Source organism: Acidithiobacillus sp. M4-SHS-6 (assembly GCF_047421495.1).
GTDB lineage: Bacteria > Pseudomonadota > Gammaproteobacteria > Acidithiobacillales > Acidithiobacillaceae > Acidithiobacillus.
In genome coordinates this window covers 828911-853166 of record NZ_CP175559.1, presented here as the reverse complement: position 1 = coordinate 853166, position 24256 = coordinate 828911, and the positions used below count along the sequence as shown (strand labels likewise).

The window sequence follows — 24256 nt, the reverse complement described above, 5'->3', positions numbered from 1 at the left end:
CGACTCATGTTTCTGCACAAAAAACTCCCACCCGTGTTGATCTTTCTGGCTGGCATGGCTTGGGGAACAGGCATGTGCTTCGCCGGCATGGCAGAGGCGGATACCACCTTTACCGACAGCACAACCCCTTTTGTCCCGCTGAATACGCAACACAGCGGCGCTCCACTGCGCATCCTCAAAAATCATATCAGGGTCAGTGTACAACCCAGCGGTCTGTTCACCGAGCGCGATCATCGGGTTCTGGAACTGCTCAATCCTGCCCTCGAAACCATGATCAATCCCTATCAGATCCGCTACTCTGCGGACATGGCGAAGCTGCGGGTGATACGCGCCTGGGTCAGCACGCCCAGCGGCCAAAAATATGTGGTACCCGCCAGTGCCATTTTTGTACGCCCCGAACCCGTCGCCGCCGGAGCACCCATGTATAGTCATGCCAAGGTGCTGTCCATCGTCCTACCCAAACTCGGCAAGCATGACCAGTTACACCTCATTACCGAGAAAACCCAGACCACGCCCTATTTTGCCAAACAGTTTTCCCAGTTCTGGCAAATTCCGGTCAGCCAGTCTGCCCGAAATTTTCGGATTGAAATTACCGCACCGCGCAGCATGCACCTTCGGGCGGCGCAAACCGGGGGCTGGATGATCACCCGGCAGAATCACGGCAAACTGGTCCAGATCACCGCCCGCATGCCCGTCCACCATGCTCATTATCCAGGTCCGAGCACCGTCGCTGAGAGCCAGTTCAGCCCCTTGTTTGAAGTCAGCACCTTCCCGACCTGGGCTGCTGTCGGCAAAGCCTATTGGTCAAGGGCTGCGGACAAGGCCGCTGTCACCCCTCTGGTCCAGAAAACCGCCACTGACGCCAGCCATGACTTGCAGGGCTGGGATGCGGAAAAAGCCCTCTACGCCTGGGATTCCCATCATATTCGTTATGTCGGTCTGGAACTGGGCGTAGGTGGCTATGTGCCCATCTCGGCCAACAGCACCCTGGAAAACCGCTATGGTGATTGCAAAGCCCACGCCACTCTGCTGCAAGCCCTCTTCAATGCCAAGGGTTTCAAACTCTACCCGACACTGATCAACTGGAACAACGTCTTCACTCTGCCGCCCCTGCCGACGCCTTTCTGGTTCAATCATGCCATAGACTACGCTCCCGAACGTCATCTGTTTCTGGACAGTACCGGCACCTATGAAACCCCCGGACAACTGGCGGTTGGTGAACGTGACAAGCCGACCATCGTGACCGGCCCCCATCCCCGGGTGGTCATGACCCCCGGTGCCGAACCCGATGCCAATCAACTGGACTATTCTGCAGATCTCACCCTGCACCGCAATGGCGATCTGACGGGTGCGGCCAAAATGGTCACCCATGGCTGGTGGGCCTGGATGTACCGGGAAACCTTCGCTTCCATACCGCCCTCAGCCTACCCGCGAATGATGAATACACTGCTGCTTCGGGATGGCGGTGGCAGTGGCTCCTTCGTTCCTGGGAATCCCAATATACTGGACCAGCCATTCACGGTCAGCGCCCACTGGCACACGGTGGCTTATGCCCATGTCGGGGAGCATATCAGTTTTCCCATCCCCCCCGGCCCCTATCTGACCCCCGGCCTGTCAGGCAGATCCAACCCCATAAGGGCCCTCACGCGGGTCATCGGTCCCCTGCAGCGCCAGCATCCCGTCACGACATATCTCGGCGGCATTCACTGGACCAGCACGATCCACCTGCCCGCAGGCTACCGAGTGGAATACTTGCCGCCAGCCCAGCATCTGCACAATCCGGCGGGCAGTTTTGTGTATACCCTGACTCAGAAAAATCACCGCGTCATCGTCCACTATACCCTGCAGTTAAAGCGCGTCGTGTATGACCCCCAACAATATCCTGCCTTGCGCCAACTGCTGAAACGGGATTATGCCGCCCAGCAAAGCCCACTTGTTCTTGTTCGTCAATGAATCCAGGAAACCTGCCCATGACACGCCATATCCTGTCCAAGACCGTTTTGTTTACTGCCGGCTGCATCCTCATGGGCAGCGCGAACCTGGCTCTGGCCCGCGAACCGGCCCAAGTGAATTACCAGGTACTGCTGCTGCGCCAGAAAATGACCATCCAGAAAAACGGCGCCTATACCGATAGCATCGACCGGGTCATTCAACCCCTGACCATGGCGGGCGTACAATCCCAATCCCAGGTAAAAATCGGTTACCCGGCCAATTTTGCCCAGGTCCATATTCTCGAGGCCTACACCGAAACGCCTTCCGGCAGTAAATATCCGGTGCCCGCCAACGCGATTTATACTCAGTCCAGCCCGGATGCCCTGAATGCACCCTTTTTGAGTGATGGTCGCATCCAGAGCGTGGTGTTCCCCGCCGTCGCTCCTGGGGATACGCTGCATATCCGCTATACCATCCACTATGACCATGGTTACTTACCGGGCATACATGCCATCAGCACGGTACTGGCTCCCAATGTGCCCGTTAAACAGGCACAAATCATTTTACACGCTCCCGCCTCGCAAAAACTCTATGCCACCCGGCAAGGCAGCGCCTGGCAGCCTGGGCCGGTGCAAAAAGACAAAAAGGGTATCAGCCAGTCTTTTACCACCAGCCTGAAAAATGTCTCCTATCCCCCGCTGGGTAGTCCGGCGCTGACCCAATATGCACCGCAAGCGGTGATTTCCACCACAGCCAAATGGACAACAGTGGCACAAGCCTACGACCAGCTTGCCGCTCCTGCCCTGCAAATCACCCCGGAGTTGCAAAAGGTGGCTGCCCGAATAACGGCCGGGGCAACGGGTATGGATGCCGTCAAGGCCATTTATCACTGGATGCAAAAAAACATCCATTCGGTGTCCATCAATTACGCCAACGCGGGCTTCACGCCCCCCTCGGCCAGCAGCACCCTGCAACGCGGGGTCGGTGACAGCAATGCCAATGCCGTGCTGCTCTGCGCCCTCCTCCGCGCCGTGCATGTGGAAGCCGTACCCGCGCTGATTTCCACCTCCGCACGTTTCCATCCTTACCCGGGTGTCGACCCTTTGGCCTTTGGGCATTTTCTAGCGTATATCCCGGCTTATGATCTGTTTCTGGATCCCACCTCGCGCTACGCCGGCATCCACAGTTTACCCTTGGAAGATGCGGGCCGCCCGGTGCTCATTACCGGCAAAGATCCGCGCATGACCCATACCCCAGCTCCTGACCTGAGCTTGCCGCTGATCGACAAACACACCCGGCTCACCCTGAGTGCTGCCGGACAAATGCTCGACCAGACCACGGAACTGCGTCGGGGTTACGCTGCCCAGGATATCCGTTCTGCCTTGATTGGCAGCCAGGGACGGCTGCTGATGAAGGGATTACGCAACGGTTTTTATGAACAGGGCGATCTGGGTAAATTGGAGAGCATCGCTTTTCAGAATCGGAAAAATCTGGACCGACCCCTGGGCATCAAAATTCGCGCCATCAAGGACGGACTGTTCATTCCCGGCCCCAGCATGGCCATGATCATGCCCACCGATACCGCCATGGCCAAACCCTTGCAGGCCTTTACCGCCGAAGCCGAGCGCAGCACTCCCAGCCTGATCAACCCGAGTTACATGCAATCCCATATTTCCCTGAAATTACCGCAGGGTTATCAGCCCGCCTATTTGCCGAAAAATGTGGATGTGCAAACAGCGATAGGCGGCTACGCCATACACTACGCGCTGCACGGGCAAACCCTCCACATCGACCAACGCCTGAAGCTCCCGGAATTTGTCATCAGCGCCAAGGATTATCCGGATTTGCACCGTTTGGCATTATTGAGTTCCAGCAGTACCCGTGAGGGGTTGCTGCTGGTGAAAGATAAGCCTAAACGCTAAAGTCTTTGGGCTGCTGATCCCAATCAAAGGCACCGAGGAGGTCATAGGCATCCCGATCCCGGTGATTCAAAGGATCCAGCCCGAAACGGGTTTCGATGAATTTGAGAATGCTGGCGGTGCTGGCCAGGTGGTGATCCACCAAGCCACGGCGTGCCCACGGACTGATGAGCATGGCCGGAATCCGTGTGCCAAAGCCGTAGTCATCCACTACTTTGGGCGGCAAGGAATCCCAGAAGCCACCACCTTCGTCATAGGTGATGAATATCGCAGTCTTGTCCCAGGCTGGCCCCTCTGCCGCCGCGCGCAGCAGTTGCTCCACCCATTCCATACCATAAGCGGGGGCACAATCTGCCGGATGTTCATCGTGGGATGCCGCAGCCTTCAAAAAAGAGACCGAAGGCAATTTACCGGCTCGCGCATCCGCCAGAAAATCCTCACTGTCCCGCATATGCCCGCCTTTCACATATTCCGGCCAGCGTGGGTAGTACTGAAAAGGATTGTGATGGGCCACATATAACTGACCGGTATCAATAACGGCAGAACCATCACCCGCACCGAAGGCCGTTTTGAGCGCCCAGGGCTTTACCTTGTTCCAGTTTTCGTTGTACCAGGCCCAGGAGACTTTGGCGGCATTCAAACGATCCCCGATATTGTCGTAGGTCTGTGCCGCTGGAGGTGGTGAGATTTCCAGCTCCTTCGTCCGGCCCGCATCCGTGGGTCCCTGAATGGGGGGGAGATCGTTGACCATTATCCGGCGATGATCATAGGGCAGATCAAAAAAAGTATGCTCCAGCCCCGCCTCACGCGGATCAAAAGGCGCACAAATGTCTTTTGCTGCCGAAGGATTCACACATGACCGAGCCGCGACCAGATAAAGCGCATTACCAGTACTGCCACCGCTCATGGCTTGATAAAAATGATCAAATAGCGTGTATTGATGCGCCACCCGGTGATAAAAAGGCAGATCTTCGCCAGTATAGTGCCCCAATACGGGGCCACTGGGACGGGCCAGATCAAAGGCGATCTGTTCCGGGGTCATCTTCTTGAATTCATCCCGGTGCAAATGCATTTTGCTACCACCCGCCAAGGCCACAAAACGATCCATTTTCCCATTGTGCACTTCTGCCATCATACGAAAAAATCGATGCTTGGGATCCCAATGGACATTACCCTTGGCCGGAATATAGGGGGCCAGATGAAAGGGCCGATTGGCCAGTTGGACATTCTGAAAGCCAGGAATATCCAGAGGTAAAGGCAGATTACCATAGGCAATGCCCGCCGGATTTTTTTGCAACCCATCGAAACGGTTGTTTATTTGCCCCTTGGCGTCGAGGAGGTTAATGATCTTTTGGCCATTTTTGGGTTGAAAGGTCCCAAAATAATGATCAAAACTGCGATTTTCCTGAAAAATGATGACGACATGTTCAATTTTTTTACGGAGGACGGTTTTTTCATCCACCCCTGCCGCCTGGGCAATACCCATCAGTTTGGGTGCCGCAACGACTACCGTACCCCCTATTCCCAATTGTTTTAAAAACTGCCGGCGATTCTGTCGCTCCATCATCGATTCCCCATATAACAGTGAGAGTTTTTTATTACTGGTAATTTCATTCAATATCTGAATTTTTCCGCCCAATTGCCCTTGCGCCCTTTTCCCAGACTTTCCGGGACCCAGCATATTACCCTGAAAGCGCTTGAAAAAGAGTGACCATACTAGCTGGAATGACTCGACAAATGTACTTCAACCGTAAAGTTGGTGGCGTGCTTGGGCATGTTTTTGGTAAAGGGCGGATACGTGCCTTCCTGCACGGATTTGAGCGCCGCTTTATCAATAGGCCCGACACCACTGGACTGGGTGATTCTGGCCCAGAGCAACTGGCCCGATGGCGTCAAGCGGAAGGTAATCACGGCGGTTCCACTCAAATGCATCAGGCGCACCACCTCGGGTACATGGGCATCCGCCTGTACCTGGGCACGGACCAGCGCGGCATAACGGGCCAAGGCCGCCTGCTTTGCCGCCATGCTGGGTGCGGGCGGCGGGGGCGGCGGTGCCGGTGGCGTCACTGGTGGTGCTGGCGGCACCACCGGCGCAGTTGGCAAAGGCGTCTTGGCCATGAGCGGCTTGGGCGCCGGTGTATGGTGCACGACCGGTCGCGGCTGAGGAATGGGTTTGGGCCTCGGGATCGGCTTGGGTTGCACCACGGGCTTGGGTGGCGGTGGCACGGGTATGGGTTTCGGCTTGGGCGGTGCCGGATGCACCATATGAATGGCAATGATTTTCTTCACCACCGGTTTGGGCGGCGGTGGTGCCGAACTGATCCAGAGCAAACCCGCCAGCAGGGCCACTTCCAGAACTGCTCCTACCAGCAGCGCCTTGCCAAAATGCCCCTCGGACTTGTCCGGCCCTTGGGGCGACCAGGAAGGATGGCTTACCATGGTATTCATCATCTAATCCTCGGTTCATTACCTAAAAATGAGCCGTCAGGCTGACATAAAATGTCCGTGGAGCCCCCGGCAAGCCAATCAGATCGCCCTTGGTGTTCGGGCCATAAGTCCCACCGTTGCTGATATACTCATAACTGTTGTAGCGATTGCCGAGTACATTGAGCAAGTCCACATCCACGCCCACATTTCTGAAATAAGCCGTGTGCAGGGGAATCTTGCTGTGCAAGGCCAGGTTCAGCAGGGTGTAGGAGGGCAGCTTTGCCGTTGCCGAAGGGGATTTGGTCATACTGTCGTAGAGCGACTGGGGGCCGGTGTACTGCACCCAGATACGCGGCTCCAGCAAAATCCCTGCCACAAAGCTCTTGGCGTAGGCACCAATATTAAAGGTCGCATCCGGAACATTGGCCACGGGCAAGCCGTCATAACTTTTGCCATGCACCGTATAATTGCTGAAATAGGCTTTCTGGAAAGACAGGTTGGCAAAAGTGTGCAACCAGTAGATGGGATTATCCACAGCATAAATATTCACCCCCTCATAATCCGAGGTACCGAAAGCGTTGATCACATCGCCATTGGGTTCGGTGATGGGGAGATACTGATTGGAGAAACGGGTGAAATACCAGTTGGCACTCAATAGAAAATGATGCAGATAACCATCATGTGCCACATGCACCTTGAAACCCGCCTGATAGTTCTGACCCTTTTCCAGGGACAGTGAACTGGCCGGAAGCGCCTGGAAAGGGCCGCCACCACCGCCGAATGCCGGCGTCTGATAGGCCTCACTATAGCCCGCAAACAAAGCCAGATGAGGGATGGGTCGCCAACTGATGTTGACCGAAGGTTCCACCGCGCTGAGACTGCGTGAGTCGGCGGGCAGTTTGGCCTGATTCCCCTTGGGATACAATAGGCTCGACTCCGGGAAAGTTTCTGTGGTGAAGGGCGTATAATTCAACTGAAACTGTTCCACTCGTACCCCCGGGGTGATATCCACGGTGGATACCGGATGAATCTTATCCTGGAAAAAAGCGGCAACGTCGGTCACGTCCAGAAAATTGCTGCGGTATTTGTCGTTCGGCACAAAGCGCGACGCATAGTAGGGCGCATATTGACTGAAAAAGGCATTTTTCGAGTTTTCCTTGGATTTGATGAAATATCCACCGAATCCCAGCGTGTTATAGGGTAACTTGCTGTTGAACCACAGTTTGTCTCCGTAGGTTTCACTATGGGGATTATTGTATTCGTTGGTATTGGGAGCACCCACTCCAAAGGAAACATAGCGATTATGCAAACGGTGTCCATAACGATACCAGATATCATTATGCAACCAGGTGGCCGCTCCAATATCTACGTTGAGCTTGTTATAGAACATCCAGGTGCTATTACTGTCGATTTTATAGGGTACGGCATTATAAAATCCGGATGTTTGTTGACTATACAGTGGGCCGGGTATGGGTTTACCCGTCTTGTAATCAAAGCCATTGATGGTCGTGCCGGAAGCTGCCGAGACGGGAATATCATAAGGCTTGTAGGCCGAACCCTTGGCGAGATAGGCACCGAAACTGTCGTCGCCGGTACGGAATCTCTTGCGTATTTTCAAAAACCAGGCGTAACTATGACTGGGTAAAACCACACCGGTGGGACTGAGCAAGCTGGTACCCGACGGTACGCCGATGAAACTGTTACCACTGCTGACACCGCCGGCCAGAACCGCAGAGAAACCATCAAAACTCCCCGTACGCAGGTCGAAGTGAATATTCTTGAAGCTGTCGCTGCCATAGCTCATGCCAATGCTGGCGCCGGGTTTATGGGTAGGCTGGATCGGCACGAAATCAATGCCGCCGCCAATATTGTTGTACCATCTGGTTTCCGGATTACCGGGACCGTAGGTCACATGGATACCCTGAATGATGGAGGGCTGATTGATCTGGGGCGATTGCCAAAGACCCGTAGCCGGATTGTTCATGGGGATGCCATCAAAGGAGATGGCGATACTATGTGCCGCCTCGGACCCCTTGGGATTACCCCAGCCTTGTTTGATGCCATCGATACTGATCTGCGCCTTGGCGGCCCCCGTGCCATAGCTGGCCAGCGTGCTTACCCCAGGAGCAAAATTGAGCATCTGGGCGCCACCTGCCGCCGGACCTGCCGCTTCAATTTCTTTCCGTCCCAGAACTTTTGAAGAAATACCCGATTTGAAAATATGTTTTTGCTTTGGCAACAATGGCGTGGGCTCTGCATAAGCCGATTGGGTCACCACATTGCTGGAAACCTCACCTACCGCAATGGCACCATGATGCTCATGGTGACGCGCCCGCGTGCTACGCGTTGGGGCGGAAACACTGGCATGCGCCAGTGGCATCACGCCCAAAAGGCCGGTGGCGGCCAGGGCTATGGTTAATGGTCGGTCATATGTTTTACGATACATTTTTATATTCCCTTGGTGATTAAAGTTACAATGAATGAATCAGGAAGCTTTCGCGGCGATGCCAATATCACTGACTCCCGCCTTCTGGCAGCGGTCCATGACATGGATGAAATCCTGAAAGGGCACGCCCTTGTCGGCGGCGATGGTGATCTGGGTTTTACCCGGATCCCCATCACTGGCGAGCATTTTTTGCAGGGCATCCAGATCATAGTGATGCCCCTTCACATTCACGGAACCATCTTTCTGGATATTGATGGTGAAATGTGGGCGCGGCAGACTCTGGGCTTCGCTGGAAGTGGGCAATTGCAGGTTCAAGCCCCTATCGGGAATCATCTGCAGGGTAATCATGATGAAAAACACCAGCAGGAAGAGCATGATGTCGATCATCGGGATGATTTCGATCCGCCCCTTTTTCTGCTCGAAATAGCGTCTTTCCATTATCCCGCCCTCGCCACCGGCACGGCTTCCGCGTTGGGATGGCCTTCGCTGTCAAAAGTCACCACCGGTTGACCATCCATGCGGTTGATGAGCATGGTTTTGACGGAGTCCAGTTGCAGCAGGATCATGCGCACCTGATTGTTGAAGGCATTGAAGGTCAGCAGGCCGAGCATGGCGATGAACAGGCCGGAAGCCGTGGACACCAGGGCATCGGCCACACCGCCGGTCACCTGCATGGGCGCATGGCCCGGTTGTGCCAGTACCGAAAAGGCATGGAACATGCCGATGATGGTGCCGAACAAGCCCAGCAGCGGGGCTAAAGTAATAATGGTATCCAGCAGCCACAGGCGCCGGTCGAGCTTCGGGGCAATGACCAGCACGCTTTCTTCCAGACGACTGGCCAGGGCTTCGCCCTTGACCTGACCACTATGGGCAGCGGCGGTACGTAACAGGGCGGCCTCGGGTAAATCTCCGGCATCCTCAGCCAGGGTGCTCAGGGTTTCCCGGTCCAGGCGACCGTGACGCCCCAGTTCCTGGACAAACACCAAGCCGCGCAGAATCGTGCGCCGCAAATACCAGAAGCGATCCACCATGACCGCCAGTTCCACCAGCAGCATCAGGCCCAGAAGATATATAACCCCGTCCGAATAATTGGCGAGGTGAATGAGATAGGTCAGATTCATCAGCAAGCACCTTGTAACAATGAAGGTGCTACCTTAACAAATCAATGTGACAGTTTTATGAACCTTTTATGACAAATTCACATCAAATCAATTTTTTTTCCGGCAATTTTAAGCGATACCCAAAACCATGCACGGTTTCCAGCCATTCTCCGGCACCTGCTTCATCCATGATCTTACGCAATCTATGGACCTGGGCAGCGATGGAATTTTCCTGAATGAATTTTTGTCCGTCGCTCAGCACATTGGCTATTTCCAGCGGCGTGAAGGTGCGATCCGGATGCAGGGCCAGATAATGCAAAAACCGGAATAAACGCCGACTGAGACGAATTTCGGAGCCATTCAGCCATACCCGACTACTACCGGGATTGATCCAGATGTGCGGCTCTTGCCTGATTTCCGTAGATTCCCAGTGCTGGGCATTTTTTAACAAGGCACCGACTTGTGCCAGGAAAATGGATTCTGCAACCGTACCAACCAGATAGGCGCTGGCACCCGCATCCAGTGCGGACATGGCATGTTCCTCATCGTCCTCGCCCATGGCCAGTATGGACAAGCGCATACAGCCTGGAAATGTCAGCAATTCGGTTAACCAAGGAGTCATTCCTGGTGACCAGTCCTTGATGATCAGCAATGCGGGATGCCAGCCTTTGATGGTGCTAGCAGCATCCATTGCCTGTGCCGAAAGGACTTTTACATATGCACCTGAGCGCTGCAAACGCAGCGTCAGCTTATCCGGTGAAGGCCCGGGGGCCAACACCAGAATTCTGGATCCGGAAACAGGATGAATCGCCTCGGCTCTGACAGCCGTCATCAATAACATGGCATCGCTCAAATGCAAGGCATGATGCACAACCCCACCGATAAGGGTATAGAACATATTCGCTCCTGATAATTTTTACGTTAAAGTTATCCCCCAAAAGCCACTATATTTCACCGAAAAAATGGCAGGCACTCATGCCTGCCAAAATCATCTTCAGAAAGTCTTTAGGTAGGTGTCATTCCGGCCGACCTGTTGCTGCGCAAAGGCACAACCGTATCTTCCCCGCTGGCCTCCTCCAGGGATTTCCCCGAAGGCTCCTTGAGACAGAAAGCCGTGAGCAATAGTCCCGCCAAAGAGAAAAAGAAGGTGATCATCAAGGTGCCATGCAAACCATAATCCTGCAGCAAGATCGGGAAAATCAGGGCACCCAGAAAAGCCCCCACTTTTGCCGTTCCCGCAGATAAACCATGCCCCGTAGTGCGCAGATTCACCGGAAACAGCTCGGCAGCCAGAACGAAGGTCGTGGTGTTGGGGCCATATTCCGCGAAAAAATAGGAAACACCATACAGTACCAGGAAAACCCCAATGGACTGGGTGAGCACCGGAAATGCCCCGATCAACAGAAACATCAGGCCCATCAAGAAAAAGCCCAGCATCTGCAGGGTCTTGTGTCCCACCCGATCAATCGTGAAAGCCGCAAGAAAATAGCCAGGGACGGCGGCAATGGCAAACACCATCAGGCTCAGGGCGGTACTGGTCACCACATCCGCATGGGGGGCGATGTGTCTCATGATCATGGGCGTCGAAATCGTGTTCCCGTAATAGGCATAGTCAAACATGAACCAGCCTCCCGCCGTACCAAGCAGGGTCAACCAGTAGCGGCTCAAGGGCTGCTTCACCAGCTTGTCTTGCACCGTGGCCGTCGCTGTCCCCAGACTGAATGAGGCCAATTGCTTGATGGCCCCCGCCGCGTCCCCCTTGACACGGGCCAACCAGCGCGGGGATTCGGGGAGCGTTCTGCGAATGTATATGACGGCTGCGGCCGGTAAAGCCCCCAGTCCCAACATCAAGCGCCAAGCCAGATCATGATTCACACCCGCCGCCAGCAAGGTCAATGCTACGATTGGGCCTGTCACCAGACCGATGGCCTGGGCAGAAAACACCAGACTCACCATCCGCCCACGGGACTTGACATTGGCATACTCACTCATCAATACCGCAGACAGGGGATAATCTCCCCCGATTCCCAGCCCCATAATGACGCGGGCAATCAACAGTACCGTGACATCCGGTGAAAAAGCCGACAGCAGAGCCCCAATGGTCATCAATAGCGCTTCGACGCCGTAAATGGCCTTACGCCCCAAGCGATCGGCCAGGGTGCCAAATACATAGGCGCCCACAAAGGTGGCAATCAAGGAAATGGAGCCGATCAATCCCACTTCGGCAGCGCTCAGGTGCCATTCGCTCTTGATGAGCACCAGCGCGGTACCAATGATGAAAAGATCGTAGGCGGAAGTAAAAAAGCCCATGGCGGACGCAAACATGGCCTTGAGGTGAAACGGACTGAAATTGACAGAGTTCAGGGCCTCTGCCACATCGTTTTGGGTTGAAACGTGTTGCGGTGTTGCCATCGTGGTCTCCTTTCTAGTCTGGACCTTACGATAGGCTACACCCCAATTGTGACGATTTTATGAACTTTTTATGACACTTTTGTGACAAAAAGCCTGCTTGGCAAAACCTAGCGCAGAGGGATGGTCTCCTGGGCAGGCTGCTGAGGAGGAGTTGCCACAGCAGATGTATTGACCCGAGCCGAAGGGACGCTCTGGGGAGCTGTCGCGCTGGCAGCCAGACCCAAATGCTGGGAAAGCAGCTTCTGGAACTGCAAGGACTGGGGCTTATTACCAAAAGTACCGATGCGAATATTGGCCTTGGTAACATCTGTAGCCATGTAAGTCAGGGTCACCCGGACCGTATCTCCTTCTGCAGTACTCCCTTCCAGCACGTATTTTGAAGGACTTTTACGTATTTCACCATTGTAGCGTATACCCATGTCGGCAAATGCCGCCTGGGAGGCAGCGCTCACCCGATTCATGGAAGCGGGGTAATAAGCATAAAAATTGGCAACCCCCCCATTTTGCACATAAGCCACCGCTCCACCGCCAGCGCCGGCACCGACCAGTGCCACACAACCACTGAGGGGCAAGGTCGCTACAACTGCCGCCAGAGCCACCAGGGAAAGACGTTTTTGATTTACCATGAATTTGCTCCTCCATACGGCCAAACCAGCCACATACAGAAAAGCCCGGCTGGACCGGGCATTTTTCCTTCAATTGGTACCGAGAGTCGGACTCGAACCGACACGATGTCACCACCACCGGATTTTGAGTCCGGCGCGTCTACCAGTTCCGCCATCCCGGCAAATAGCTATAACATTATAGCCATATGTCCCACGACCATCAAGAGCTGCGAGAAAGGGCTGCACGACCGGACTGAATAGAGTTTGCCCCGCTAACCCCTGAAACTGTCACAAAAGGTTCATAGAACCGTCATCATACTGTCACATTCGCTTTGTATATTAGGTTCACATTACAAAATAACTGAGCGTCGATCCGCTACTACCGTACAAACACCGTAAATCGTCTTCCCCATCTTAGCAGGTGGGGAATGATTATTGTTTGGATTTTAAAGTAATCACCAACGGAAGGGAGCTACTTTCATGATCATTCTGCATCGAAAAATCCTATATCTTGCCATTATTGGTACCACGGTAGGCCTGAACAGTGTCATCGCTGAGGCCGCTGATCAATCCCTGGGGACAGTGACCGGTACTGCCTCTACCAGTGACAATTTTTTCGGTAGCGCCCCTAACGTCAATACGGGAGGAACCCCCAAAAGTGACATTCAGCGCATCCAGAAGTTCAACAAGAACGCCACCAACCAGGAAACCCTGATTACGCGCGGCCAATTTGAAATGCTGGCCCCCACCGACTCCTACACTCAGGTACTGAACAACATGCCCAATGCCATGGTAGTCAGCAGCGGTGACAGCATGGATGGAGATGACGTTTACATCAATGGTTTCGGCAAATCTCTCATCAATTTTACCCTGGACGGTATACCGCTGAATGACAATGACAGTTATACCTATTATACCAATGAGTTCATTCCTTCAGTACTGGTTGCCGGTACCACATATTATCCCGGTGCTGAATCTGCTGCGATTCCCGGACTTTCAGCTTTTGGTGGCTCCGTAGAAACCTTCAGCCTGAAGCCTTCTCCCTTTCCCTTTGTGAGGCCGATTGTCGGCGCCGGATCCTTCGGCAAATACAATGTCGGTGGTCTCATCAACACCGGGCTTTTTGCCAAAAATTTCGCGCCCACCTCTGCCTGGTTATACGTCAACAAAATCCAACGGGACGGCTACTTTCAAAACAATGGTGCCTTGCAGAACCAGTTTTTATTCAAATCAGTCACGCAAATTGGTCCAGGCGCCCTAACCCTGTTTTTTTCCCAAAATAATCAGCGTTTCAACTATTACAATGGTGCTACAGCAGCACAAATTGCCCAATATGGTCAGGATTACAATAGCTACACCAGCAATCCTTTGCTACCAGACGGCAAAGCCAATTACAACTATACGGGATACAACTACAATCAATATCTGAACTGGCTGGGTTATGCCAAATATGAAAGCGCGATCGGCAGGGTCAAGTTTTCTGATCAATTGTACTATTATTACGGAGATGGTTTCAGTGCCAGTGCAACCACCTACACTCAAACTTTGCTGACCCCCTCAGGTACCATTGGCAGGTTTTCACCTGCACGAAATGGGGTTTTACTGAGAAATAGCGTCAATAACACCCATCGTTGGGGCAACCTCGCAAAAATCGTGTATCCAATAGGTCCGGTCAGCACGGAACTGGGATTCTGGTTCAACCACAACAACACCTTGCATGACTCCAGATATTTGAGTGCCAGCAACGTCTATCTCGGTTCCTCTTATAGTGAACCCGTAGTTACCAACACCTACCAGCCATATGTCAATCTCACCGTGAAACCTGTCAATGATTTGACGCTCTCCGCAGGTTTCAAATATCTCTACGTCACACGGGATTTTAAAAATACCGTGGCGCTTGCCCAGAACAAATCCGGGCAATTCAATGTCAATTTCGGCTCTGTACTACCTTCCGTCGGCGCCAATTTGCGCATCAACGAGCACTGGCATGCCTTTGCCAACTTTACCCAAAACACCAACCCACCGGGATATAACCAGTTTTACACGGGCACCTACAATGCTGAACTCAAGCCGCAAAAGGCTAGCACCTATAGCGTCGGCACCCATTGGAATGTCGGTCCATGGAGCTCCAGCCTCCAGGCTTTCCGCGTGGATTTCCAGAATTATATTTTGAGTACTACCATCCTGGTAGGTTCACTGAATCAGACAGTTCTTGCCAATGCCGGCACCGCCATCAATCAGGGGATTTCCTGGCAAAATAACGTGGTCCTCAACAATATTTTCAGCGCCTATGCCAACCTCGGAATTCTGGATGCCCGTTTGACATCCTCTCACCAACCATTCCCTTATGCCCCCCACCACACTGAAGCACTGGGTATGATCGCCCGTTATCACGGCCTGCGGGCGACAATATCACTCCATGAAATGGGGCAGTCCTACTATAATCTGGGCGGAAAATTTCTGCCCTTGGGGAGTCGTTTCTTCGCGGATGCCTCTTTACGTTACACATTCAGAAATGCCCCCCTCGGACAAGTCCTGGGTTTCAAAAATGTCACGGCCAGCCTGAATCTGAACAATCTGTTTGATCGTAGATTTGTGCAGAGTTACACCGGCAGCAGCAGCAATCCTAACCTGAAGCTCAACCTGCCCACCAACGTTTACGCAACCATTCAAGCCACTTTTTAAACAAACGTCATCTGAACTCATCTCTCTGGAAATATCCAGAGAGATTCATTTACGAGAGATATACACATGGACTTTTCAATGATTGCCAGTATCACCGCCAAATCCGGCGGCATCCTCTACATCATGCCTTTGCTGTTGCTGATTGTATTATGGGTCAGCATTGAGCGTTTTCTGTTTTTAAACCGCATGAGTCGTCTTGGAGAAAAAACCGCTCTTGCTCTGGAACAACTTCCTGATATCAAAGAATATAATCTGCGTCCCCTGGCAGAATCGGCGGAATTTCCTTTCCGCGCCCTCCTCCAGGTCCCTATCCGCTTTCCGAATATCAAGGACAGCGCACAGCTTTCGGAAATCCTGCAGGAAGCCGTCATGCGTCAGGTTCCGTTGCTGGATAAGCGCCTGTGGCTACTGGATACCACGGTCACCTTGGCGCCGCTCCTGGGTTTGCTGGGAACCATCATCGGCATGTTTCATGCTTTTCAGATACTGAATAATGTCGCCAACAACCCCACTGCCATCACCGGCAGTGTCGCTGAAGCATTAATGGCCACTGCTGCAGGTCTGGTTATCGCCATCATCGGCCTGGTCAGTTTTAACGGACTGCAAAACCAGATGCGCTTTGTCGTTCATCAAATGGAAACTCTACGCAGCATGCTCATCAACCGTTTATCAGGATTGGACCATAGTCATGCCCTGTCCAGCAGTGAAGTGCAACCCGCCATGTACGCGGCGAAAGAGGCTTGAGCCATGCAATACCTGGAAATGAAAAAGGGGCGTGTCGAAATCATTCCCATGATCGATATCATGCTATTTTTGTTGATTTTCTTTATCATGATCACGGTACATATGATTCCCAGCCAAGGACTGCCCACCCATCTTCCGGGGTCTAGCTCTTCCCAGGAACTACCTAAACCGAACGTCATATTGACCCTGCATGCCGATGGCAGTCTGGAGTTCCAGGATAAAACCATCAGCCTGGCGGAGTTGGAAGCACAATTACGTCAAGGCAACCCCTCGGAAACCCAGGTCACCATAGCCGCAGATAAGGGCGCGGACATACAGGCCCTGGTTAAAGTGATGGATGCCTGCCGCCATGCGGGTGTTACCGCCATTGGCCTGGCCGCCAAGCCGGTGTCATGATGTCAACAGATCTGCGTCCGCTCGGTGAACTGGTCAAAGCACCAACGGCTCATGGTCAGTACAAGGCGCTCTTGCTTGCAGCGATTATCGAAGTGACTGTTGTTGCCTTGATCATATGGCGAAACACAGAGCAGATGCCGCCTCCGGCAGCGGTACAAGCCCCGGTTACCATCAGTCTGGTTCCACCCGTTCCAGCCAAGCCTCTACCCCCACTTCCCAAACCCCAGGTGCATCCCCAATCCAAGCCCGCCCCCAGGCCATTGCCGCGCCCTACCCCACGACCAGCCCCCCACCCAGTGATCAAGGCGGCAGAAAAACTCCCTGTACCTCCGAGCCCCATGATCAGCCCGGTGCAGGCTCCGGCACCAAAAGCAGTCGTTACTCCACCACCGCCTCCGAATCCGGCACCAGTCAGCCCGGCTGTGCGCGAGGATTATCTGGCGCAAGTAAAAGGCGCCATCCAAGCCGCTGTAAAGTTTCCGGAATCGGCAAAAATGCTGGGGGAGAATGGGCGGGTTCTGCTGCACTTCAGTCTGCATGATGGCCAGATCAGTGCCATCAAGATCCTGCAAAAAGGCAGCATGGACGCTTTCGATACAGCCGCCATTACCGCCTTGCATGACGCCAGTTTACCAAGGGTTCCTGCTGGCCTGAAGGACAAGAATTTTGATTTAAGTATCTGGGTTGAGTTCAAGCTCAATAATCAAAGCGAATAAAGGATTCTGGATAATGCCCATTACGCGCAGAAATTTTTTGGCCCATACGGGCTTTGGTGCAGGTCTTGGTCTAGGACTTGGCATCATTTGGCCCATGAGTGTTTTCGCCATGCCTACCCCGGCCCGCGCCACGCAATTACATGCAGGTCCCATGGACGGATACCCGGCGCAACGCTCTGCCAGTATCTGGTTACAGACGCTGGGACCCGCCGAGGTCAAGGTGGCTTACTGGCCAGAAAATCAACCCCGATTACGAGAATTTAGTGCCCTATCAGTGACCAGCGCCAAAGATTTTTATACCGCTCTGATCACCTTGGAAAATCTTGTTCCCGGAACAACTTACCACACTGAAATCCACTTGGACGGAAGAGTTGCAGACGCACAAAATCTGCTGGTACGAACTCCGGATATCTGGCAATGGCGTCATCCTGCTCCGGATTTTAAAGTTCTTACCGGCTCCTGTGCATATATTAATGATCCGCAATATGACCGCCCGGGTAAGGCTTATGGAGGAGGTTACGAGATCTATGATCCCATGACAGCCGAAGCTGCAGATATGATGATCTGGCTAGGGGATAATCTGTATTTCCGGGAAGCAGACATACAAAGTCCTCGGGGCATGGCGATGCGCTACTGGACAGATCGCGCTTTTCCTCCGCTGCAGAAATTTCTGCAATCAACCCGCCAGGTCGCTATTTGGGACGATCATGATTACGGCGCGAACGACAGTGACGGCAGTTTCGTCCTGAAAGAAAGCGCTTTACGTCTTTTCCAGCGCTACTGGGCCAATCCAGCCTATGGCCTGCCAGGAACACCCGGGGTATTTACCCAATGCACCCTCAACGATGCCGACTTTTTCCTGCTGGATGATCGGTGGTATCGTGATGCCGATGCTGCGCCTCTCTCTCGGGGCAAGCAGATGTTTGGCAAGGCACAAGTGGATTGGCTCAAAAACGCCCTGCTCAGTTCACGGGCGCATTTCAAAATCATCGCGGCGGGTGGCCAACTTTTCAATGACGATGACGCCTACGAAGGATGGAATCTGTATCCGCAAGAACGCCAGGATTTCATGGATTGGCTACAGAACAACTCCATTAAAGGGCTCCTGTTCCTTTCGGGAGATCGCCATATCAGCGAATTGATGCGCAGGCCCCGTCCCCGCTATTCCGGCAAGCATGATTATCCCCTTTGGGAACTCACCAGCTCTCCCCTCAACTCCAGTCCTGCTAGGGGTGACGCCAATCCCCATCGGGTTCCCGGCACGCTGGTAGAGGCGCGCAACTACTGCAGCATTGCATTTCTTGGCAAAGGCCCGGATCGCCGCCTGTTGCTGAGTTGCAAGTCGACTGAAGGTAAGACGCTTTGGGAACATCAGATCAGCAGTGCGGAACTCGGTTATACCTGAAACAGCAATATCCAAGTTTTCACACCCTCACACGGGCCAGGACAATTCGACACACAAGCCACCACTGGCCCCATTCAGCAAGCGCAGCCGCATCCCCTGAGCTTCTGCCAGTTGTCTGGCGATGGCCAGGCCCAGACCACTTCCCTCGCCGTGGCCCCTGGCGTCATCCAGGCGAATAAAGGGTTCAAAGACCTTCTCCATGTCGTTTTCCGGAATCCCCGGACCCTGATCGCAGAGGCGAATCAGCGCCTGATTCGCCATTTTTCTGAATTCCACATGCACGACTCCGCCTCCATAGCGCATGGCGTTATCCAGCAGGTTGGAGAACAAGCGGCGCAGTGCTTCACGATCTCCTCGAAAAGGATAACGGCGCGGCAATTGTGCATGCCAGTGCCCCCCCGCTCGTTCAAATTCAGCGCCCACTTCCGCCATCAACACCATCAAATCAAAATCCGCCACCTTGGCCACCATGCTACGGCCCAAATCCAGGGATTGTGCGAGCAGCGCATCCATACGCTCTATATCCTGCAACATGCCTTCCTTTATCCGTGCTGAGGTATTTTCCGGAAGCAACTCCCAGGCCATACGCAACCGTGCCAGAGGCGAGCGTAAATCGTGGGAAATGCCGGTCAGCAACAGGGATTGATGGTTGATCATGGCCTGCAGACGAGTCCGCAACTCCGCAAATATGTCGAGAATTTGCTGGAACTCATAGGCTCCTCCAGGTGGCAAGGTCGGCAAGGGAGCCTTGAGCGAACCTCTCAACGCCTGGGAGATGACACCCAAAGGCCTTAATACCCGGCGCACCAGAATCATGGTCAAAACCACCAGCGCCAGGGTCGAAAAAGCCAGAACAAATATCATGGCAATGGGGAAGGAGGAAGCCAGACGCCCCCGATCGAAATGTACCCAGACGGTTTGTCCGGAAATGTTCACCGGTACCCAGAAAGTTCGTACTCTCCCTCCCAGCACATCGACGGGAACCGGTTTCCCCAGACGCTTACTCAATGCCTGGCTTAAAAGCCAACCGTATATATGACCGTGGGTATGCTGTATGGATCGGTCCAGTTGCGCAGAAATTTCCACTCCATTATCCGCCTGCAGCCTTTTCAGAAAGGCAGGCCGCTCGGCGGGCGGCAACTCCTGATACGTTTGGGCGCTGATCACAATCAGTCCGGCCAGGTCTTCGGCAGAGCGTTCGGCCAGTGGATAAAGCACGGTCAACACAATAATCACCAGAGTGAGAATCTGTAAGACCACAATACCTGGACCCAACGTCCAGGCGGTTTGCGCAAACAAATTACGTCCGCGCCGAAACATCATGGACCTGGTACAAAACGGTAACCCATCCCGCGTTCCGTCTGCAAGAAGCGGGGCTGACGGGGATTTTCCTCGAGAATCTTGCGCAAGCGGGTGACTCGCACGTCGATGCTCCGATCGAAACGCCCATCTTCCTCACCACCCAGCAACTGCAACAACAAATCCCGACTCAAAATGCGCTTGGGCCGTTGGGCAAACACCAGGAGCAGATCCATTTCTGCCGGATTGATGTCTACTTCGGCATCCCCCCGATACAAACGGCGTTCCGATATCTGCAAGCGAAAGTCACCGAACTGCACCTTATCAGCACCCTCGTCCTTGCCGCTGCGGCGCAACAAGACACGGAGGCGGGCCAGCAATTCCCGCGCATTAAAAGGCTTGGCCAGATAATCATCGACGCCACTCTCCAGACCGTGAATGCGCTCGTCATCTTCGCCGCGGGCGGAGAGCATGAGAATAGGTGGCCCCCCTTCTTTATGACGCAGTTCCTTGGCGAGGCTGATGCCATCCTGACCGGGCAACATCCAGTCCAGCACCATCACATCCACCGGTCCTGCAGCCAGTTGCTGGCGCATCTGCTGACCATTGGCCGCCAGCAAAACCGCCAGCCCCTGAGACTCGAGATATTCCCGTAACATCTCTGCAAGCCTTTGATCATCATCTACTATCAGTACGACCGCCATAATCTGCCTCGTCTGCACTTAGCTCTGACACAATGGATTTCGTCAGGAAACATTCCCGAAATAATGATCATTCATTATAACACCATAGGTAGCAGCGGTACCCAAACCCAAAGAGTGAGTGGAGCGCGTTTTTCGGCAGGCCAGGATAGACAAAAACATCACCGGGCATTGCTTTCAAGAGTTTGCAGCGGTTGTTTTGCGGCTATTAGACGGATCTTTGATCCGTCTTTTTTTATGATCGCAGAAAATGGCTGATCTGATCTCCCGAAAAAATCAGCCCTGGAAGATTTTGCGGAAATATTCCAGAAACAAATTGGCCTTAATATTTGTCCCATAGGGAGAGTATGAGGACCCAAACCTCCATAGGGAGCGCATCAGATCACATGCACCGTCGGCCCGAAGGCCGCAGTGCTTTAGGTATGAAACGATTTTGTAGCGGTTGTTTTGCGGCTATTAGACGGATCTTTGATCCGTCTTTTTTTTTGCGATGGGTCCTATGGTATACTTATGTTGTTTAATCAACAAGGATGTCGTATGGACCCCAAAAACCAGCGTCTGGTCTGGGTGGATCTGGAAATGACCGGCCTGCACCCCGAGCAGGATGAAATTCTGGAAATCGCCAGCATTGTCACGGACAATCAGCTCCGCATCATTTGTGAAGGACCGGTATTAGCGGTGCATCACCCCGATGCCGTGCTGAACCGGATGGACGACTGGAATCAGCGTACCCATGGCCAATCGGGACTCATTCAACGTGTACGGGAAAGCCGGCTGGATACGCAGGCCGTGGAAACCCAGACCTTGGATTTTCTCCATGCCCATGTCAGCGCAGGCACTTCTCCCATCTGTGGCAACAGCGTTTGTCAGGACCGGCGTTTTCTGGCGCGACTCATGCCCCGGCTGGAACGCTTTTTTCACTATCGCATGATTGATGTCAGCACCCTCAAGGAATTGGCATCCCGCTGGTATCCCGGTTTTCCCAAATTCCCCAAGGCGGAAAAACACGAAGCACTCGCAGATATCCGCGAATCCATTGATGAACTGGCTTATTACCGGGAAAAAATCTTCCCGCAATCACTCGAATTTCCGGAAAATTCCAAGGACTTGGGACACTAAGGCACCCATTGCCCGATTCACTCACTTCACTGGAGTCGGGAGATTCTGAATCAGATCGACCCGCACCCGCACCTCCAGATTTTCTGCCAGCACCTTGCAGAGCAGATAATCGCCTTCCGGGCTTTCCTGCCATTCCAAGGGCATGACAACTTCCATATAATGGGTGCCTGTGCTTTCATCCTCCCAGTGCAAGCGCATTTGCTCTGCGGTGAGAATGGCAATCTGCAAGCGTTCGGCAATTTGGCGTGGCGTAGATGCAATCGGGGTCACGGAGGCTCCTTAACAGTGAAAATTGATCTTTTTTACGAACTGGCAGTTCCCGCGCAGCTGGGGCGCAGCGAAGCCCAAGTTTACCATGAAACCCTGGACGAACTCAGCCTCGCTGATGCCCTGGGCTTTCATGGCGCCTGGCTGGTAGAGCATCATTTCATGCGGGAATATTCCCACTCCAGTGCCCCCGAAGTCTTTCTGGCGGCGGCCAGCCAGCGCACCCAACACCTGCGTTTGGGACATGCGGTGGTGGTCCTTCCCTATAATCATATTGTCCGCGTTGCCGAGCGGGTGGCCACCCTGGATATTCTCAGCCAGGGACGCCTGGAGCTGGGCGTTGGCCGCGGTTTTTCGCCCAAGGAATATCAGCTTTTTGGCAGCCGGATGGCGGACAGTCGCCAACATATGCAGGAAGGCTTACAGATCCTTCGCCAAGCCGGCGGGTCCGCTTTCAGCCACTCAGGCAAACTCTATCAGTTTGAAGATCTCGACATCCTACCCAAACCTATCCAGAATCCCCACCCACCCCTGTGGACGGCGGCAGTCAGTCCCGCCACTTTCCAATGGGCGGCCCAAGAGGGCATAGGCGTGCTCTCCGGCCCTTTCAAACCCTGGTTCATGATCCAACAGGATTTGCGCGCCTACAAAAAAAGCTGGCAGCAGCAACATGGTCAAAGGCCTCTTCAGGCCGGACAGAATAATGCTTTTGCCATGACCATTGGTTGCCTTTGTCTGGAAGATGCCGCCGAGGCCAGACGACTCGCGGAAAGATTTACCTGGTACTATCAACGCTTGCTGGATCAGACCCGACCGGTGCTGGCGCAACTGCGGGAAAGTTATGAGTACTACCATCGCCTGGGATTTCTGGAACCATTGCTCCGGCGTGGTCTGAATTTACGTCTTCTGGAAAGCATGGGGATGGTCGTGGTCGGTGATCCTGACACCTGTCGTCAAAAACTGTCCCGCTATGCCCGCGCCGGAGTCGATCGGCTGATCCTTGCCGTCGGTGCAGGGATGGTGCCCAGCGCCGTCACCCGACGTTCCCTGCAGCTTCTGGCCGAAGCAGTCATTCCCGCCCTGAGTTCTCCGGAATCGCGCTGATGCGCATCATGGTCACCGGTGCGGCAGGACATACGGCTGCGGCACTGCTCCCGAAGCTCCTGCAGCGTCCCGACATAGAGCAGGTTCTAGCGCTTGACATCCGGGCACCCGCCTTCAGCTCCAACAAGATGCGCTACCTGTCCATGGATATTCGTGATCCGCAACTGGGAAAGCACTTATCGGCAGTGGATTGCCTCATTCATCTGGCTTTTATGGTACTCAGTCCACGCCTGGGTCCTCAGGCACGCTGGCGCAAGGAAATGCAGGACATCAATATTTACGGGAGTCAGCATCTTTTTCAAGCGGCTGCCAAGGCAGGCGTAGAGCACATCATTTACACCAGCAGCATCGCCGCCTATGGGGCCTGGCCCGACAATCCCGTGCCGATAGAGGAAAGCTGGCCCTGCCGGCCAGTACCCGGTTTTGCCTACAGCGAAGACAAGGCCGCGCTGGAATCCTGGCTTAGCGATTTTTGTGCTCGTGAGCCCGGCACAATGGTCACCCGGCTGCGGCTGCATGCCATCATCGGTCCCCATGGTCAAAAGCTGGTCAATGCCATAGCCACCAGTCCTTTCGCCCTGCGCATGCAGCATCCGGATTTACCCATCCAGTGCCTGCACGAAGAAGATGCGGCCAGTGCGCTTTTAGCCGCCCTGAATCAACCTCAAGGAGGAATATTCAATATTGCCGCCCCGGATCCCATTCCCTGGTCCAGCATTCCGCGACGCTGGCAATTACCTTTCAGCCCTCGACAGTTACATCGGCTACACCGTAGCCTGCGGCCCTTCAGTCGGACCCTGGGAGATCCGGGCTGGTTGCAGGCACTGGAAAATCCGCTCATTGTGGATACCCGCCGTGCACAGCAAGTGCTGGGTTGGCAAGCACGCTATTCGGTCGCCGCTGCGCTGTCTTCCCTGCGTCAGGCCCAGGGGCTCAGCCCTCTGAAAGCTTGGAGGGTCTCCTAGACCATGGCACAATA

The 24256-nt window shown here is 54.0% G+C and carries 21 protein-coding genes and 1 tRNA gene; 10 read left to right on the top strand and 12 right to left on the bottom strand.

The genetic code is table 11. The annotated features are described in order from the left end of the window. Window positions 1-6 precede the first annotated feature (6 nt). A complete protein-coding gene (locus ACJU26_RS04440; protein WP_414041327.1) occupies window positions 7-1953 on the top strand; it encodes a DUF3857 domain-containing protein in 1947 nt (648 codons plus the stop codon). Window positions 1954-1970: 17 nt separating this feature from the next. Then, window positions 1971-3854 carry a DUF3857 domain-containing protein gene (locus ACJU26_RS04435; protein ID WP_414041326.1) on the top strand — a complete coding sequence of 628 codons (1884 nt, stop codon included), beginning with the start codon at window positions 1971-1973 and terminating at the stop codon, window positions 3852-3854. Here ACJU26_RS04435 and ACJU26_RS04430 read toward each other — a convergent pair. The 9 genes from ACJU26_RS04430 to ACJU26_RS04390 all read right to left on the bottom strand — a co-directional run bounded on the left by ACJU26_RS04430 (window position 3844) and on the right by ACJU26_RS04390 (window position 13023). Continuing rightward, window positions 3844-5418 (bottom strand): alkaline phosphatase family protein, encoded by a 1575-nt coding sequence (locus tag ACJU26_RS04430; protein ID WP_414041325.1) that lies wholly within the window; start codon window positions 5416-5418, stop codon window positions 3844-3846. The two genes, ACJU26_RS04435 and ACJU26_RS04430, sit on opposite strands and share 11 nt — an antisense overlap. A 149-nt stretch (window positions 5419-5567) precedes the next feature. Then, window positions 5568-6299, bottom strand: coding sequence for an energy transducer TonB (locus ACJU26_RS04425; RefSeq protein ID WP_414041927.1), 732 nt, complete (start codon window positions 6297-6299; stop codon window positions 5568-5570). A 22-nt stretch (window positions 6300-6321) separates the two neighbouring features. Then, on the bottom strand, window positions 6322-8724 hold the full coding sequence (locus ACJU26_RS04420) for a TonB-dependent receptor (RefSeq protein ID WP_414041324.1): 2403 nt from the start codon (window positions 8722-8724) through the stop codon (window positions 6322-6324). A 39-nt stretch (window positions 8725-8763) separates the two neighbouring features. After that, entirely contained in the window at window positions 8764-9162 is a 399-nt protein-coding gene (locus ACJU26_RS04415; protein WP_414041323.1) for an ExbD/TolR family protein, read from the bottom strand. Continuing rightward, window positions 9162-9845 carry a MotA/TolQ/ExbB proton channel family protein gene (locus ACJU26_RS04410; protein WP_414041322.1) on the bottom strand — a complete coding sequence of 228 codons (684 nt, stop codon included), beginning with the start codon at window positions 9843-9845 and terminating at the stop codon, window positions 9162-9164. The genes ACJU26_RS04415 and ACJU26_RS04410 overlap by 1 nt, the downstream gene beginning before the upstream one ends. An 82-nt stretch (window positions 9846-9927) precedes the next feature. Next, the gene (locus tag ACJU26_RS04405) at window positions 9928-10722 is read right to left on the bottom strand and encodes a winged helix-turn-helix domain-containing protein (protein ID WP_414041321.1); all 795 of its coding nucleotides are present in this window, start codon (window positions 10720-10722) and stop codon (window positions 9928-9930) included. Between the two features lie 107 nt (window positions 10723-10829). Beyond that, the gene (locus ACJU26_RS04400; RefSeq protein WP_414041320.1) at window positions 10830-12236 is read right to left on the bottom strand and encodes an MFS transporter; all 1407 of its coding nucleotides are present in this window, start codon (window positions 12234-12236) and stop codon (window positions 10830-10832) included. 107 nt (window positions 12237-12343) lie between these two features. Continuing rightward, window positions 12344-12862, bottom strand: coding sequence for a DUF3568 family protein (locus ACJU26_RS04395; protein WP_414041319.1), 519 nt, complete (start codon window positions 12860-12862; stop codon window positions 12344-12346). A gap of 74 nt (window positions 12863-12936) precedes the next feature. After that, window positions 12937-13023, bottom strand: a tRNA-Leu gene (locus ACJU26_RS04390). A 298-nt stretch (window positions 13024-13321) separates the two neighbouring features. Between ACJU26_RS04390 and ACJU26_RS04385 the strand changes: the two genes are divergently transcribed. From ACJU26_RS04385 to ACJU26_RS04365, 5 genes are all read left to right on the top strand, one after another. Further along, the gene (locus ACJU26_RS04385; protein WP_414041318.1) at window positions 13322-15526 is read left to right on the top strand and encodes a TonB-dependent receptor; all 2205 of its coding nucleotides are present in this window, start codon (window positions 13322-13324) and stop codon (window positions 15524-15526) included. Window positions 15527-15592: 66 nt separating this feature from the next. After that, the gene (locus ACJU26_RS04380; RefSeq protein WP_414041317.1) at window positions 15593-16270 is read left to right on the top strand and encodes a MotA/TolQ/ExbB proton channel family protein; all 678 of its coding nucleotides are present in this window, start codon (window positions 15593-15595) and stop codon (window positions 16268-16270) included. 3 nt (window positions 16271-16273) lie between these two features. Further along, window positions 16274-16666, top strand: coding sequence for an ExbD/TolR family protein (locus tag ACJU26_RS04375; RefSeq protein ID WP_414041316.1), 393 nt, complete (start codon window positions 16274-16276; stop codon window positions 16664-16666). After that, window positions 16663-17382, top strand: a complete 720-nt coding sequence (locus tag ACJU26_RS04370) for a TonB family protein (RefSeq protein ID WP_414041315.1) — start codon at window positions 16663-16665, stop codon at window positions 17380-17382. Before ACJU26_RS04375 ends, ACJU26_RS04370 begins: the two co-directional genes overlap by 4 nt. A 13-nt stretch (window positions 17383-17395) precedes the next feature. Beyond that, window positions 17396-18787 (top strand): alkaline phosphatase D family protein, encoded by a 1392-nt coding sequence (locus ACJU26_RS04365; protein WP_414041314.1) that lies wholly within the window; start codon window positions 17396-17398, stop codon window positions 18785-18787. A gap of 27 nt (window positions 18788-18814) precedes the next feature. Here ACJU26_RS04365 and ACJU26_RS04360 read toward each other — a convergent pair whose 3' ends face one another. Next, window positions 18815-20086: a sensor histidine kinase gene (locus ACJU26_RS04360; protein ID WP_414041313.1), complete on the bottom strand. Its 1272-nt coding sequence runs from the start codon at window positions 20084-20086 to the stop codon at window positions 18815-18817. Between the two features lie 20 nt (window positions 20087-20106). Then, window positions 20107-20790 carry a response regulator gene (locus ACJU26_RS04355; RefSeq protein WP_414041312.1) on the bottom strand — a complete coding sequence of 228 codons (684 nt, stop codon included), beginning with the start codon at window positions 20788-20790 and terminating at the stop codon, window positions 20107-20109. A 534-nt stretch (window positions 20791-21324) separates the two neighbouring features. On the opposite strand from ACJU26_RS04355, the gene orn reads away from it, so the two are divergent. Then, on the top strand, window positions 21325-21906 hold the full coding sequence (orn, locus tag ACJU26_RS04350; RefSeq protein WP_414041311.1) for an oligoribonuclease: 582 nt from the start codon (window positions 21325-21327) through the stop codon (window positions 21904-21906). A 21-nt stretch (window positions 21907-21927) separates the two neighbouring features. Here orn and ACJU26_RS04345 read toward each other — a convergent pair whose 3' ends face one another. Next, complete coding sequence (locus ACJU26_RS04345) at window positions 21928-22176, bottom strand: hypothetical protein (RefSeq protein ID WP_414041310.1); 249 nt, start codon at window positions 22174-22176, stop codon at window positions 21928-21930. A gap of 15 nt (window positions 22177-22191) precedes the next feature. Here ACJU26_RS04345 and ACJU26_RS04340 point away from each other — a divergent pair, with 15 nt between their 5' ends. Together ACJU26_RS04340 and ACJU26_RS04335 are read left to right on the top strand one after the other, a co-directional pair. After that, window positions 22192-23277 (top strand): LLM class flavin-dependent oxidoreductase, encoded by a 1086-nt coding sequence (locus ACJU26_RS04340; protein ID WP_414041309.1) that lies wholly within the window; start codon window positions 22192-22194, stop codon window positions 23275-23277. After that, the gene (locus tag ACJU26_RS04335) at window positions 23277-24242 is read left to right on the top strand and encodes an NAD-dependent epimerase/dehydratase family protein (RefSeq protein ID WP_414041308.1); all 966 of its coding nucleotides are present in this window, start codon (window positions 23277-23279) and stop codon (window positions 24240-24242) included. Before ACJU26_RS04340 ends, ACJU26_RS04335 begins: the two co-directional genes overlap by 1 nt. The last annotated feature ends 14 nt before the right edge of the window (window positions 24243-24256 follow it).